This window comes from Conexibacter sp. CPCC 205762, assembly GCF_030646155.1.
Lineage (GTDB): Bacteria > Actinomycetota > Thermoleophilia > Solirubrobacterales > Solirubrobacteraceae > Conexibacter.
Window position 1 is genome coordinate 1 of the sequence record NZ_JAUTDN010000029.1, and the last position, 14,700, is coordinate 14,700.

Genomic DNA, 14,700 nt, shown 5'->3' on the forward strand with positions numbered 1-14,700 from the left:
CCCCCCCTGACAAGGGAGGCCGGCGCGGGGCGTCGGTCTTCGTCAAGCTGACCGGCAGCGCGCTGCTGCTGGTCGTGCTGATGCTGATCGTCGGGACCGTCGGGATAGTGAGCCTCTCGAAGGTGAGCTCCGACGCGGAGAGGATGTACACGACGGCTGCGGCGCCGCTGGCCGATCTCGGCACGGCCCGCGCGAAGCTCAACCAGCTGAGCGCCCTTGCCAACCGTCACGTGCTCGAGCAGAGCGCGACCGGCAAGGCGAGACTGCGCAGCGACATCGAAGACGCCGACGCGGCGCTCGCGAGAGCGCTCAGCGCCGCCGAGAGAACGCTCCAGACCGAGAGAGGTCGCGCCGACTTCGCGGCGATCACGACCGCGCTCGCCGAGTTCAGACCGGCGCTCGACGAGCTGCTGAGACTGTCCGACGCCGGCCAGACCGAGCGCGCCTACGCGCTCGAAGAGGAGCGGATGCTGCCGCCGTTCGACCAGGCGGTCGAGGCGTTCGCGGCGCTGTTCGACTCGAAGGTCTCTCTGGCCGCCAGCGACAACGACGGCATCAACAGCACCGCCTCCTCCAGCAGGCTGATCGCGATCCTGCTGATCCTCTTCGCGACGGCGCTGGGGCTCGCCGTCTCGTGGTGGATCGCACGCGGGATCGTGCGCGGCGTGCGCGAGATGCTGACGGCCGCCGACCGCATCGCCGAGGGCGACGTCGAGCAGCAGATCGGGATCCGCTCAAGCGACGAGATCGGCCAGCTGGGCGAGGCGTTCAAGCGCATGATCGGCTACGTGAAGGGGATCGCCGGCGCGGCGCAGCAGCTCGCGCAGGGCGACCCGCAGATCGCGGTCACGCCGCGCTCGGAGCGCGACGTGCTCGGCAACGCCTTCGTCGAGCTGGGCGACTACCTCGGCGAGATGGCCGGCTCGGCGCAGCAGATCGCCTCCGGCGACCTGACCGGCCAGGTCACGCCGCGCTCGGAGCGGGATGCGCTCGGCGTCGCGTTCGCGGAGATGACCGGCAACCTCAACAGCCTGCTGGGCGACGTCTCCGTCAACGCCGCGACCGTCTCCTCCGCCTCGCAGCAGATGGCGAGCACCTCGGAGGAGACCGGCCGCGCGGTCGCCGAGATCGCCAGCGCCGTCACCGACGTCGCCGACGGCTCGCAGCAGCAGGTGCGGATGATCGCCGACGCCCGCGAGGCGGTCAGCGACGCCGCCACCGCCGCCGGCAGCTCGGCCGCCTCGGCGCGTGACACCGCCACCGCCGCCGACGAGGCGCGCACCGTCGCCCGCGACGGCGCGCTGACGGCCGAGGAGGCGACCGACGCGATCCGCCAGGTGGCCGACTCCTCACGCGACGTCAGCCGCGTCATCGGCGAGCTGTCGGACAAGTCGACCGCGATCGGCGGGATCGTGCAGACGATCACCGACATCGCCGAGCAGACCAACCTGCTCGCGCTCAACGCCGCGATCGAGGCGGCACGGGCGGGCGACCAGGGGCGCGGCTTCGCCGTCGTCGCCGAGGAGGTCCGCAAGCTCGCCGAGGGCTCGCAGGCCGCCGCCGCCGAGATCTCGGCGCTGATCGCCGACATCCAGGCGAGCACGCAGCGGACGGTCGGCGTCGTCGAGGACGGCGAGCGGCGCACGAGCGACGGCGTCGAGGCGGTCCAGAAGGCGCGTGAGGCGTTCGAGCGGATCGGCGCCGCGGTCGACGACGTGACGACGCGGATGGAGGCGATCGTCGTCTCCGCCGACCAGATCTCGGCCGGCACGACCCGCACCCAGACGGGCATGGACGAGATCGCGACGCTCGCCGAGCAGTCGTCGGCCTCGGCCGAGCAGGTCTCCGCCTCGACGCAGCAGACGAGCGCCTCGACGCAGGAGATCGCGGCCTCCGCAAGCGAACTTGCCCGCACCGCCGAGCAGCTGGAAGGACTGGTGGCGCGCTTCACGCTGACGACCGCCTAGATCGCCCGCCGCGACAGGGATCTCTGGTTTCCAGAACCCTGTCGCGGCCGGCCGCCGCAGATGACTAATTGCCGGTCCACCGCACGCGGGTGAGCGTCTGCGTGCCTAAAGCCGAGCGCCGACGCGCCGAGAACACCGGAGGCATCCAGCCGACTGAACTCGTCAAGGAGCCTCCGTGCCAGCTTCCCGCAGCAACCGCCGCGTCTCGATATTCGTCAAACAGATGGGTGCGACCGCCGTCGTGATCGCGTTGATGGCGATCGTCGGCATCGTCGCCGTCACCAGCCTGGGGCGTGTCAACCAGAGGGCCGAGATCATGTACACCGCGGCAGCCCAGCCGCTCGCCCACCTGGGCGTCGCGCGCGCCAAACTCAACGAGCAGCGCGCCTTCACCAACAACCACTTCCTCGAGACGACCGCCGCCGGCAAGGCCGAGGTCGCGGCCAAGATCGACGCCAACCAGCCGATCGTCGACAGAGCGCTGAGAGCGGTCCAGTCGACGCTCCAGACGCCGGAGGCGAGAACCGAGTTCGTGCAGCTGCAGGAGGCGCTCGCCCGCTACCGCGAGGTCGCCGCCGAGGCGCTCAGACGGTCCGACACGCAGAGCGCCGAGCAGGCGTACGCCTTCAACAAGGCGCAGGTGCTGCCGGCCTTCACCGAGGTCGCGGCCGCCTTCGACGCGCTGTTCGACTCGAAGGTCGCGCTCGCCGCCCGCGACAACGCCCAGATCGAGTCGACCTACTCCTCCAGCCGCCTGCTGACGCTGCTGCTGATCGCCGCGGCGATCGCGCTCGGCAGCGGCGTCTCGTGGTGGATAGCGCGCGGCATCCTGCGCGGCGTGCGGCAGATGGTCAGAGCCGCCGAGGGGATCGCCGAGGGCGACGTCGACCAGCAGATCGAGATCAGATCGCGTGACGAGATCGGCCAGCTCGGCGAGGCGTTCGAGCAGATGGTGGCGTACATGCGCGAGATGGCGGCAGCCGCCGAGCAGCTCGCCGAGGGCGACCCGAACGCGGCCGTCCACGCCCGCTCCGAGCGCGACGTGCTCGGGACCGCGTTCGTCGAGCTGACGGCGTACTTCGAGGAGGCCGCGGCCGCCGCGCGCCAGATCGCCGCCGGCGACCCGACCGCCGACGTCCGTCCCCGCTCCGAGCGCGACGTGCTCGGCAACGCCTTCGTCGAGATGACCGCCTACCTGTCCGAGATGGCGGCCGCCGCCGGCCGCATCGCCGACGGCGACATCTCCGGCGAGGTCCGCCCGGTCTCCGGCAGAGACCAGCTCGGCCACGCCTTCACGACGATGACGCGCAACCTCAACGAGCTGCTCGGCGACGTCCAGCAGGGCGCCGCGACCGTCTCCTCCGCCTCGCAGCAGATGGCCAGCAGCTCCGAGGAGACCGGTCGTGCCGTCGGCGAGATCGCGGCCGCGATCGGCGAGGTCGCCGGCAGCTCGCAGCAGCAGGTGCAGCGGATCGAGTCGGCGCGCGAGACCGCGGTCGAGACGAACACGGCCGCGGCCTCCTCGGCGCGGTCGGCCGAGCGCACCGCGGGCTCGGCCAGCGAGGCGAGCAGCGTCGCCCGTCAGGGCGTCGCGACCGCCGAGCAGGCGAGCGAGGCGATCCAGGAGGTCGCCTCCTCCTCGGCCGCCGTCAGCGACGCGATCGAGCAGCTGTCGGGCAAGTCGGAGCGGATCGGCGGGATCGTCCAGACGATCACCGACATCGCCGAGCAGACCAACCTGCTCGCGCTCAACGCCGCGATCGAGGCGGCCCGCGCCGGCGAGCAGGGCAAGGGCTTCGCGGTCGTCGCCGAAGAGGTCCGCAAGCTGGCCGAGGGCTCGCAGGAGGCGGCGTCGGAGATCTCGGCGCTGATCCGCGAGATCCAGCACGAGACGGCGCGCAGCGTCGGCGTCGTGCAGGCCGGCGCGGCGCGCACGAGCGAGGGCGTCGAGGCGGTCGGGCGCACGCGCGAGGCGTTCCTCGAGATCGGCGTCGCGGTCGAGGCGGTCGCCGCGCAGATGGAGCAGATCGTCAGCGCCGCCGCCGAGATCACGGCGAGCAGCGAGCGGATGCAGGGCGACGTCGGCCAGGTCGCCTCGCTGGCCGAGCAGTCCTCCGCCTCGGCCGAGCAGGTCTCGGCCTCGACGCAGCAGACGTCGGCGGCGACGCAGGAGATCGCCGCCTCCGCAACCGAGCTGGCCCGCACCGCCGAGCAGCTGGAGACGCTCGTCGGTCGGTTCACGCTGGCACAGGCGTGAGCCGCGGCACGCGGACCGCGCGACCTCCCGGGGTCCGCGTGCCGGCGTGTCAGGCGCCCGCCGTCGTCGTCGCCGTGGCTTCCCCCGAGCTAGGCGGCGACGGCGGCGAGCCCGCCGGGCGCGGCGCCCGCGCGCACGGCGGCCGCAACCTGCGGCAGCGTGCCGGTCGCGACGGCCGCGCGCAGGTCGGACATCAGCCGCTCGATGAAGCTGAGGTTGTGCAGCGTGACGAGCCGCAGCGCGGTCAGCTCGTGGGCGCCGAAGAGGTAGTGCAGGTAGGCGCGCGTGAAGCCCTGGCTGCAGGCGGGGCAGGGGCAGTCGTCCATGATCGGCTCGTTGACGTGCTTCATGCGGCCCTTCGTCAGGTCGATCCGCCAGCGTCTCGACGGGTCGGGCACGAGCGCCATGCCGTGCCGGCCGATGCGGGTCGGCATCGCGCAGTCGAAGGTGTCGATCCCCAGCTCGACGCCGCGCACGAGGTCGTCGATCTCGCCGATCCCGAGCAGGTGGCGCGGCTTCTCCGGCGCGACCCGTTCCAGCTCGTCGGTCGCCCAGCTGACGACCTCGTACATCTGTGGCTTGTCGGCGCCGAGCGAGCCGCCGATCGCGACGCCGGGCGCGCTCGTCTGCGCGATGTGACGGGTCGCGCCGCGGCGCAGGTCCTCGTAGACGCCGCCCTGCGAGATCGAGTACAGCACCTGACCTCTCGGCTGATGCTCGTCGTGCCAGGCGATGCAGCGGTCGAGCCAGCGGTGGGTCCGCTCGGTCGAGCGCTCGGTGTAGTCGCGCGTGACGTGGAAGGGCGTGCACTCGTCGAACGCGAGCGCGATGTCGGAGCCGAGCGCGGCCTGGATCTCCATCGACGTCTCGGGCGCCATGAAGCGCTCTCCGCCGTCGATGTAGGAGCGGAAGCTGACGCCCTCCTCGGCGATCTGCAGGACGGCGCCGGCGCGGTCGGAGCCGGTCGGCGCGCGGCCCTTGATCTCGTCGGCGACGGTGCCGTGCCCCATCGAGAAGACCTGGAAGCCGCCGGAGTCGGTGATGATCGGATCGGTCCAGCGCATGAACTCGTGCAGCCCTCCCAGCTCGCTGACGAGCTCGTGCCCCGGCGCGAGGAAGAGGTGGAAGGTGTTGCCGAGCACCATGTCGTAGCCGAGCTCGCGCACCTCGCGCGGCTCGAGGCCCTTGATCGTGCCCTTCGTCGCGAGCGGCACGAAGGCGGGCGTGCGCACCTGGCCGTGCGCAAGGTTGAGGACGCCCGTGCGCGCGAGCGAGCCGGGGTCGCGGTGGTGGATCTCGAGGAGCGGCGCCATACGACGCTGGAGGCTAGCGGGCCGGCCACTCTGCCCGTCCGCCCGCATCCGCGCCCCCATCACGCGCATCCGCGCCCCCATCACGCGCATCCGCGCCGCGATCTGCGCAAGACGCGCCGCGTTCATGCGCATCCGCGCCACAAAGTACGAGCCCGCGACCGGGAGGGGTCGCGGGCTCGTGGCGGTAGGTGGCCTTGGACACAGCCGACCGCACCGGCCGTCTTGGCCCGGTGTGTCAGCTCGCCGGCCGGCCTGGCCGACGCTTGGGGGTCGCACCGCCGCGCTGGTCGGTCGCGCGGTGCAACAACAGAACGAAATTCAGCCTAACACACCGTCGATCAAAAGCAAAGCGTTTTTTCGATCACCTTCGACCACCCTGGTGCATTCAACTGACTGGCTAGTCGGTTAGCAAGTTCCAGGGTCCAAAACCTGCACAAATGTACGAGATGTTGCACCAGAACGCCAGCGCGCCAATCGAATCGCAATCGCATCGCAATCCGGCTGCAAGCAGGCGAAACGCCACCTCCCCAACCGGACAGGCGGCGATTTCGTGACGGCACGCAGCACGACGGACTCTGCGGCGCAGTACATCGCAGGGATGTACTCCGCCGCAGACTCCCGCGGGAGGGAGTCGCCGTGAGTAAGGCGGAGGCGCCTACGAACCGGCGGACGGCGGCAGCAGCCGCGTCCAGAACGCGCCGAGCTGGCGCAGCTCGTCCTCGCTGAAATGCTCGAGGAAGGCGCGGCGGATGCCCTCGTGATGCGTCGGGCGGGCGGCGGCGAGCAGCTCCTGGCCGGCCGGCGTCAGCACCGCGAAGGAGCCGCGCGCGTCGTTCGGGCAGGCGGCCCGTTCGAGCAGGCCGTCACGCTCGAGGCGGTCGACCAGACGGCTCATGCCGCTGCGCGACAGCAGCACCGAGTCGGCGAGGTCGCACATGCGCATCTTGCGGTCGGGCGCGTCGGCGAGCTGGATCAGCACCTCGTAGGAGGTCAGCGGCAGGCGATGGGTCGCCTCCAGCTCCGCGTCGAGCGACTTCATCAGCGACGCGTGAACCCTCAGCAGGCCCTTCCAGGCGCCCAGCTCGACGGCGTCGAGCCCGGCGGGGACGGCGGCTGCAGCGGGAGGAAGTTCGGTCGCGGACATCGGCTAAAGCAGGGATGAGAAGGTTTCGACGGTCGCGACGATAGCAGCGGCGGCCGACGCGCCGGGTCAGATCAGCCGCTCTTCTCGACCTCGCGCCGCAGCCGCTCGTTCGCCTTCTCGAGCTGCTCCAGCGTCGACTTCGAGACCGACGGAGCCCCCACCAGCCGGTTGAGGCGGGCGTTGATCTCGCGGTGGTCCTCTCTCCCCCGCCGCGCCAGCGTCGCGACCAGCTTGCTGCGCTCCTCGCGCAGCGTCTCGCGCCGCTGGTAGGCGGACTGCGGGTCGTCGGCCGCGCTCGGCAGCGCGTCGACCAGCTCCTCCGCGGGCCGCTTCGTCTCCGCGATCCCGCCGCCGAACGCCATGAACGCCGCCGACGGTCTCGCCGCGCCGGCCGGCTCCGGGTCGGCGAACAGCATCAGGTTGTCGCCGATCTGGATGTGCTCGTCCGGGCGCGCGTCGGAGTAGAGCGCCTCGTAGACGCCCGGCTCGCTTCTGCGCCGCTCCGGCGGCTCGTCCAGCTCGCCGGTGTCGAGCGCCGGTCTCAGCTCGATCGCGTGGTTGCGCTCCTCCTCGATCCGCGAGGCGAGCGTCTTCAGCAATATGTCCGACGGCAGGAACAGGAACGACATCTGTCTGCGCGGTCTCGGCGAGCGGCGGATGAAGCGGCCGACGACCTGGCGGAAGAACAGCTCGGTGCGCGAGGTCGTCGCGTAGACGCCGACGCGCAGGCGCGGGATGTCGACGCCCTCGGAGACCATCAGCACCGAGACGATCCAGCGCGTCGTGCCGGCGGCGAAGCGGGCGATCCGCTGCGAGGCGTCGGCCTCGTCGGAGGTGACGATCAGCGGCGCCTCGCCGCTGATCTTCTGCAGCTGCCCGGCGAGCTGGATCGCGTGCTGCTTGTCGATCGCGATCACGAGGCCGCCGGCCTCCGGATGGTCGCCGGCGCGGATCTCGCCGAGCTTGTGGTCGGCGTCGATCAGCACGCGCCTGATCCAGTCGCCCTCGCCGTCGAGCGCGGTCCGCAGCCGCCGCGCGTCCTCGTTGCGCGGCAGCACGACGGAGAAGTCGGCGCGGCGGCGGCGGCCGTCGCTCGTCCACTCCATGTCGCCGTCGTAGGGCTGGAAGGTGATCGGGCGGCAGACGCCGTCCATCAGCGCCTGCGTGTACGAGTAGGCGTAGGAGGCGCTGGAGACGCCGTCGGCGTCGTACTCGACCCACGGGATCGGCGAGTTGTCGGAGCGGAACGGCGTGCCGGACAGCAGCACGCGCTGCTTCGCGTTGGCGAAGGCGTCCATCGCGGTCGTGCCCCACGCGGCGTGCTCGCCCATGTGGTGGGGCTCGTCGGCGACGAGCAGCGTGCGGCGGCCGTTGCAGGCGATCCGGTGCGGTCTCGGCCCGGCCGCGACCGCCTGGTAGGTGACGACGACGCCGTGGCGGTCCGACGGCTCCGGCCCCTCCGAGTTGGGCCGGTTCGGTTCGAGGTCGATCCCGTAGCGGGCCGCGTCGGCCGCCCACTGGCGGCAGATGTGCGCGGTCGGCGCGAGGATCGCGACGCGCTGCACCTCGCCGCGCTGGAGCGCCTCGTAGGCGACGCGCAGGCCGAACGTCGTCTTGCCGGCCGCCGGCGTCGCCGAGGCGAGGAAGGCCTCGCCCTCGTGCTCGGCGAGCGCGGCGATCGCCTTCTGCTGCCAGTCACGCAGCGGCCGTCCCTTCGGCCACGGCGGAAGGGTCTTTCTGCGAGCGGCGGCGCTCACGCCTCGATCAGCGACTGGCCCGTCATCTGCTCGGGCTGGTCCTCCCCGAGCAGCTGCAGGAGGGTCGGTGCGACGTCGGCGAGGATCCCCTCCTCGCGCAGCTTCAGCCCCTCGGCGGTGACGATCACCGGCACGGGGTTGAGCGAATGGGCGGTGTTGGGGCTGCCGTCCGGCTCGAGCATGTGGTCGGCGTTGCCGTGGTCGGCCGTGATCAGCAGCACGCCGCCGCTCTCGTGGACCGCTCTGACGACCTCGCCGAGGCAGGCGTCGACCGTCTCGACCGCCTTCACGGCGGCGGGGATCACGCCGCTGTGACCGACCATGTCGGCGTTCGCGAAGTTGATGATGCCGAAGCGCGGCTGGTCGGCGTTCCAGGCGTCGACGAACAGCCTCGCCGCCTCGTGCGCGCTCATCTCCGGCTTCAGGTCGTAGGTCGCGACGTCACGCGGGGACTGCGCCAGCTCGCGCCGCTCGCCGTCGTAGGCGTGCTCCTCGCCGCCGTTGAAGAAGTACGTCACGTGCGGGTACTTCTCCGTCTCGGCGACGTGCAGCTGCTTCGCCCCGGTCGCGGCGAGCGTGCTCGCGAGCGTGACCGTCGGACGGGCCGGCGGGAAGGCGATCGGGAACGACCACTCCTCGTTGTACTCGGTCATGCACGTGTAGTGCTCGACCGGCGGCGCGCCTCTGCGGTCGACGTCGTCGAACGACGGGTCGGCGAGCGCGAGCGTGATCTCGCGCATCCGGTCGGGGCGGAAGTTGAACGCCAGCACGCTGTCGCCGGGGCGGATCCGCGCCTCGTCGCCGACGCTCGTGGCGGTGATGAACTCGTCGGTCTCGTCGCGCTCGTAGGCGGCGCGCGCGGCGGCCTCGGCGCTGTCGGCGTGGTGCGGCGCGGTGCCGTGGACGAGCAGGTCGTACGCCTGCTGCACGCGCTCCCAGCGCTTGTCGCGATCCATCGCGAAGTAGCGGCCGATGACGCTGCCGACACGGCCCGCGCCGGCGTCGGCGATCCAGCCCTCGACCGTCGCGAGGTAGCCGGCGCCGGCCTTCGGCAGCGTGTCGCGGCCGTCGGTGAAGGCGTGGATCACGAGATCCCGCACGCCCAGCGTCGCGCCCAGCTCGATCAGCGCCTTCAGGTGTCTCATCGCCGAGTGGACGCCGCCCTCGGAGACGAGCCCGATCAGGTGGACGCGGGTGTCCCTGCCGGCCTCGAAGGCGGCCCGCAGGACCTCGTTCTCGGCGAGCGTGCCCTCCTCGGCCGCCTCGTCGATCCGCGTCAGGTCCTGCTTGACGACCGCGCCGGCGCCGAGGTTGAGGTGGCCGACCTCGGAGTTGCCCATCTGCCCCTCGGGCAGGCCGACCGCCTTGCCCTTCGCGATCATTCTCGTCGTCGGATATCTCGCCCACAGCGCGTCGAAGACGGGCGTGTCGGCGAGTGAGACCGCGTTGCCGGGACCGGCCGGGGCGAGGCCCCAGCCGTCCAGCACGACGAGCGCGACCCGAGGGTAGGTGGTCATGCGCCCGCGGCCTCGATGATCGCGGCGAGCGACGCCGGCTCCAGCGAGGCGCCGCCGACGAGACCGCCGTCGACGTCCGGCAGCGCCAGCAGCTCGGCGGCGTTGTCGGGCTTCATCGAGCCGCCGTAGAGCACGCGCACCTGCTCGGCGGCGTCGGCCGAGCGCTGCGCGACGAGCGCGCGCACGAAGGCGCACGCCTCCTGCGCCTGGTCTGCGGTCGCCGTCTTGCCGGTGCCGATCGCCCAGATCGGCTCGTAGGCGATGACGACCTTGGCGAGCTGCTCCTCGGGCACTCTCGCGAGGCCCTCCTGGATCTGGTGGCGGAGCTTGCGCTCGGTGTCGCCGTTGTCGCGCTCCTCCTCGGTCTCGCCGACGCAGAGGATCGGCTCGAGGTCGGCCGCCAGCGCCGCCGGGACCTTCAGCGCGAGCGCCTTGTCGGTCTCGCCGAAGTACTCGCGTCGCTCGGAGTGGCCGAGCACGACGCCCTGGACCTCGACCTCGCCGAGCATCGCCGCCGAGATCTCGCCGGTGAACGCGCCCTGCTCGGCCTGGTGCATGTTCTGCGCGTAGATCCGCACCGCGCTGCCGCGGGCCGAGTCGACGAGCGCCTGCAGCGACGTGAACGGCGCGCAGATGCCGATGTCGACTTTGCCGTCAGCGGCGAAGACGAGCGGCAGCAGGCCCTGGATGAACTCCTCGGCCTCCGCGATCGTCTTGTGCATCTTCCAGTTGCCCGCGATCAGCGGGGTGCGCGTGCTGCTCACTTGAGCGCCTCCACTCCGGGCAGCTTCTTGCCCTCGATCAGCTCCAGCGACGCGCCGCCACCCGTCGACAGATGGGTGACGCGGTCGCCCAGACCGAACTGCTGCAGCGCGGCGGCGCTGTCGCCGCCGCCGACGACGGTCGTCCCGTCGCAGGCCGCGACGGCCTCCGCGACCGCGCGCGTGCCGGCCGCGAACGGCTCCAGCTCGAACGCGCCCATCGGGCCGTTCCAGAAGACCGTGCCGGCCTTCGCGATCTCGTCCGCGTAGCGCTGCGCGGTGCGCGGGCCGACGTCGATGCCCATCCAGCCGTCGGGCACGTCGACGCCGTCGAGCACTCGGTGCTCGGCCTCGGCGGCGAAGCGGTCTGCGATCACGAGGTCGATCGGCAGCTCCAGGTGCGAGCGGTCCATCCGCGACTGCGCGAGCGCGTCCTTGGCGGGGCCGATCCCGTCGGCCTCGCAGAGCGAGTCGCCGACGTCGTGGCCCTGCGCCTTGAAGAACGGGAACGCCATCGCGCCGCCGATCAGGATCGTGTCGGCGACGTGCATGAAGCGGTCGATGACGGCGATCTTGTCGGTCACCTTCGCGCCGCCGATGATCGCCACGAGCGGCTTTCTCGGGTGCTCGAGGATGTGGCCGAGCGTGTTGACCTCGCGCTCCAGCAGCCGGCCGGCGGCGTGCGGGAGGCGTCTGGCGACGCCCTCGGTCGAGGCGTGCGCGCGGTGGGCGGCGCCGAAGGCGTCGTTGACGTAGACGTCGGCGAGCGCGGCGAGCGCATCCGCCAGCGCGGCGTCGTTCTTCGTCTCGCCCGGCTCGTAGCGGACGTTCTCCAGCAGCAGGATCTCGCCCGGCTTCAGCTCGTTCGCCAGGGCGGTGACCTGGTCGCCGACGACGCCCGGGGCGAGCTTCACGGGGGTCCCGATCAGCTCGCCGAGGCGGTCGGCCACGGGCCGGAGCGACAGCTCCGGCTCGCGGTCCTTCGGGCGGCCCAGGTGCGAGACCAGGACCAGCGAGGCGCCTCTGCCGAGCAGCTCTCTGAGCGTCGGCAGCGCGCCTCTGATGCGCGTGTCGTCCGTGACCGCGCCGTCCTTCAGCGGAACGTTGAAGTCGACGCGGACGAGGACCTTCTTGCCCTCGACGTCGAGATCGTCGAGCGTCTTCACAGCACCTTCTGCACGAGGTCGACGACGCGGTTCGAGTAGCCCCACTCGTTGTCGTACCAGGCGACGACCTTCACGAGCGTGCCGTCGAGGACCGAGGTGAGCTGCCCGTCGACGATCGAGGAGCGCGCGTCCTTGACGATGTCGCCGGAGACGATCGGGTCCTCGGTGTAGCCGAGGATGCCCTTCAGCGGGCCGTCCTCGGAGGCCGCCTTGAGCGCCGCGTTGACCTCGTCGACGCTCGTCTCGCGCTTGGCGACGAAGGTCAGGTCGACGACCGAGCCGGTCGGGACGGGGGCGCGGACCGCGAAGCCGTTGAGCTTGCCGTTCAGCTCCGGGATCACGAGGCCGATCGCCTTCGCGGCGCCGGTCGAGGCCGGGATCAGGTTGATCGCAGCGGCGCGGGCGCGGCGCAGGTCCTTGTGCGGCATGTCCTGCAGCCGCTGATCGGCCGTGTAGGCGTGGATCGTCGTCATCAGGCCGTGCTGGATGCCGACCAGGTCGTTGACGACCTTCGCGACCGGCGCGAGGCAGTTGGTCGTGCAGGAGGCGTTGGAGACGACCGTGTGGTTGTCCTTGTCGTAGGTGTCGAAGTTGACACCGAGGACGACGGTCGCGTCCGGGCCGGTCGCCGGCGCGGAGATGATGACCTTCTTGGCGCCGCCGGCGAGGTGCTTGGCGGCGTCCTCTCTCTTCGTGAAGAAGCCGGTCGACTCGATCACGACGTCGACGCCGAGGTCGCCCCACGGGAGGGCGCCCGGATCGCGCTCGGCGAGGACCTTGATCTCCTGGCCGTCGACCACGATGCCGCCCTCGACCTCCTCGACGGTGCCCGGGAACGGGCCGAGGATCGAGTCGTACTTGAGCAGGTGGGCGAGCGTCTTGACGTCCGTGAGGTCGTTGACCGCCACGAACTCGATGTCCGCGCCCGCCTCCTTGGCGGCTCGGAAGACGTTTCGGCCGATCCGGCCGAAGCCGTTGATCCCAACCCGAAGCGGCATGCGTGCGAGTCCTTCCGTTGGCAACAGAATGGAAAGAGGAACGCCGGTGGAGAATGCGAACCGGCGGCGCTGAGAGGGTATCAACGACCCCCGGCTCGACCCCTGCTCGTGGCCGCGTCGCCCGCTCCCGCCGTCGCCCGCCCGCCGGCCGCCCCCGACCCGCTCGCGCCCGGCCGCGCCGCCTCCCCGCCCGTGGAGCCGGCGGCGGCCTCGCGAACGGCCGCCGCGAGCGCCGTGACGGCGGCGGGGACGGCCGCCGCGGCGAGGTTGGCGTAGCCGACGACGAGCGCGGGCTCGCCGCTGCCGAGGCCGTCGAGCGCGACGCCGCGGGCGCGCGCGGCGGCGATCGTCGCCTGCTCGTCGCTGCCCGGCGGCAGCCGCAGGACGGCGTGGAGCCCGGCGGCCGCGCCCTCGACGCCGACGGCCGGCAGCTCGTGCGCGAGCGCGCTCAGCAGCGCGTCGCGCTGGCGGCGGTAGGCGCGGCGCTGGCGGCGCAGGTGGCGGTCCAGCTCGCCGCGGGCGATCAGGTCGGCGAGCGCGAGCTGCTCCAGCGGCGCGGGCGCGCCGCCGAGCCGGCGCTGCGCGGACGCGACCGGCCCGACGAGCCGCGGCGGCAGCGCCAGCCAGCCGATCCGGACGGCCGGCGCGAGCGTCTTGGAGGCGCTGCCGCCGTAGACGACGACGTCGGGCGCGAGCCCCTGCAGCGAGCCGATCGGCTTGCGGTCGTAGCGGAACTCGGCGTCGTAGTCGTCCTCGACGACGATCCCGCCGGTCCGCTGCGCCCACGCCACGAGCGCGCTCCGCCGCGCCGCCGAGAGCACCGCGCCCGTCGGGAACTGGTGCGCCGGCGTGACGCCGACGGCGTCGACCGCCGTCCAGGCGCCCCGGCTTTCCCGTGCTCCGCCTCTCCCGACGAGGCCGCTCGCGCCTCCGCCTCCCCCGGCGACGCCCTCCCCCGCGTGCACGAGCCCGTCCACCACCGCGCCGTCCCCGTCGACGGCGAGCGGGATCGTCTCCAGGCCGGCGGCAGCCGCGGTCTGGACCCAGCCGCGCCAGCCCGGCCGCTCGACCGCGACCCGTCTGACGCCGACGGTCGCCAGCGAGGACCACAGCAGGTCGAGCCCTTGCCGCAGCCCGCCGGTGACGACGATCAGCTCCGGCGCCGTGCGCACACCGCGGACGCGGCCGAGGTAGGCCGCGAGCGTCTCGCGCAGCTCGGGTACGCCGGCCGGGTCGGGATAGCCGAAGCGCTCGTCCGGCAGCTCACGCAGCACTCGCCCGAGCGAGGCCAGCCACGCCCGCCGCGGAAAGCCGGCCAGCGCCGGCAGCGCCGGCCGCAGGTCGTGCCGGATCGCCGCCGGCCCCGCCCGCTCCCCGCCCAGCACGGCCCCGTCCCATCCGCCGGTCGCGCTCCAGTCAGCCTGACCGCCCGCAGCGTCCGTCCCGCCGAGCGCGTCGTCCGCGCCGCGAATCCGCGCATCCGCGCCGCCAAAGCGCACCTCCGCGCCGCTGATCCGCGCATCCGCGCCGCCATTTGCGTCATCCGTGCCACGGTTCGCAGCAGGCGCGCCGGCTTTCGCGACGGTCGTGCCGCCGCCGCGGCGAGTCAGCAGGTAGCCCTCGGCGGCGAGCTGGGCGTAGGCCTCGACGACCACGCCGCGCGAGACGCCGAGCTGCGTCGCCAGCGCCCGCGTCGAGGGCAGGCGCGCGCCGGGCGGCAGCCGGCCGCTGAGGACCGCCTCGCGCAGCGCCTGCTCGGCGCGGCGGCGGAGCGTGCTGCCGGGAGCGGCGGCGAGGTCGAGCAGCAGATCCATTGGCCC

The 14,700-nt window shown here is 72.5% G+C and carries 10 protein-coding genes; 2 read left to right on the forward strand and 8 right to left on the reverse strand.

Going from position 1 to position 14,700, the window contains the following annotated elements:
* A partial coding sequence (locus Q7L73_RS19500; RefSeq protein ID WP_304715616.1) for a methyl-accepting chemotaxis protein occupies positions 1 to 1,967 on the forward strand: 1,967 nt, incomplete at its 5' end.
* A gap of 175 nt (positions 1,968 to 2,142) precedes the next feature.
* Positions 2,143 to 4,224, forward strand: a complete 2,082-nt coding sequence (locus Q7L73_RS19505; RefSeq protein ID WP_304691262.1) for a methyl-accepting chemotaxis protein — start codon at positions 2,143 to 2,145, stop codon at positions 4,222 to 4,224.
* A gap of 89 nt (positions 4,225 to 4,313) precedes the next feature.
* Here the strand turns inward: Q7L73_RS19505 and tgt are convergent, their stop codons facing one another.
* From tgt to Q7L73_RS19545, 8 genes are all read right to left on the reverse strand, one after another.
* Positions 4,314 to 5,537 carry a tRNA guanosine(34) transglycosylase Tgt gene (gene tgt / locus Q7L73_RS19510; protein ID WP_304691263.1) on the reverse strand — a complete coding sequence of 408 codons (1,224 nt, stop codon included), beginning with the start codon at positions 5,535 to 5,537 and terminating at the stop codon, positions 4,314 to 4,316.
* A gap of 655 nt (positions 5,538 to 6,192) precedes the next feature.
* A complete protein-coding gene (locus Q7L73_RS19515) occupies positions 6,193 to 6,681 on the reverse strand; it encodes a MarR family winged helix-turn-helix transcriptional regulator (RefSeq protein WP_304691264.1) in 489 nt (162 codons plus the stop codon).
* 71 nt (positions 6,682 to 6,752) lie between these two features.
* Positions 6,753 to 8,438, reverse strand: coding sequence for a DEAD/DEAH box helicase (locus Q7L73_RS19520; RefSeq protein WP_304691265.1), 1,686 nt, complete (start codon positions 8,436 to 8,438; stop codon positions 6,753 to 6,755).
* On the reverse strand, positions 8,435 to 9,955 hold the full coding sequence (gene gpmI / locus Q7L73_RS19525; RefSeq protein ID WP_304691266.1) for a 2,3-bisphosphoglycerate-independent phosphoglycerate mutase: 1,521 nt from the start codon (positions 9,953 to 9,955) through the stop codon (positions 8,435 to 8,437). The genes Q7L73_RS19520 and gpmI overlap by 4 nt, the downstream gene beginning before the upstream one ends.
* On the reverse strand, positions 9,952 to 10,719 hold the full coding sequence (gene tpiA, locus Q7L73_RS19530) for a triose-phosphate isomerase (RefSeq protein WP_304691267.1): 768 nt from the start codon (positions 10,717 to 10,719) through the stop codon (positions 9,952 to 9,954). Before tpiA ends, gpmI begins: the two co-directional genes overlap by 4 nt.
* Positions 10,716 to 11,882: a phosphoglycerate kinase gene (gene pgk, locus Q7L73_RS19535; protein ID WP_304691268.1), complete on the reverse strand. Its 1,167-nt coding sequence runs from the start codon at positions 11,880 to 11,882 to the stop codon at positions 10,716 to 10,718. The genes tpiA and pgk overlap by 4 nt, the downstream gene beginning before the upstream one ends.
* Entirely contained in the window at positions 11,879 to 12,880 is a 1,002-nt protein-coding gene (gene gap / locus Q7L73_RS19540; RefSeq protein WP_304691269.1) for a type I glyceraldehyde-3-phosphate dehydrogenase, read from the reverse strand. The genes pgk and gap overlap by 4 nt, the downstream gene beginning before the upstream one ends.
* Before the next feature lie 80 nt (positions 12,881 to 12,960).
* Positions 12,961 to 14,694 carry a PLP-dependent aminotransferase family protein gene (locus Q7L73_RS19545; protein WP_304691270.1) on the reverse strand — a complete coding sequence of 578 codons (1,734 nt, stop codon included), beginning with the start codon at positions 14,692 to 14,694 and terminating at the stop codon, positions 12,961 to 12,963.
* Positions 14,695 to 14,700: the final 6 nt, after the last annotated feature.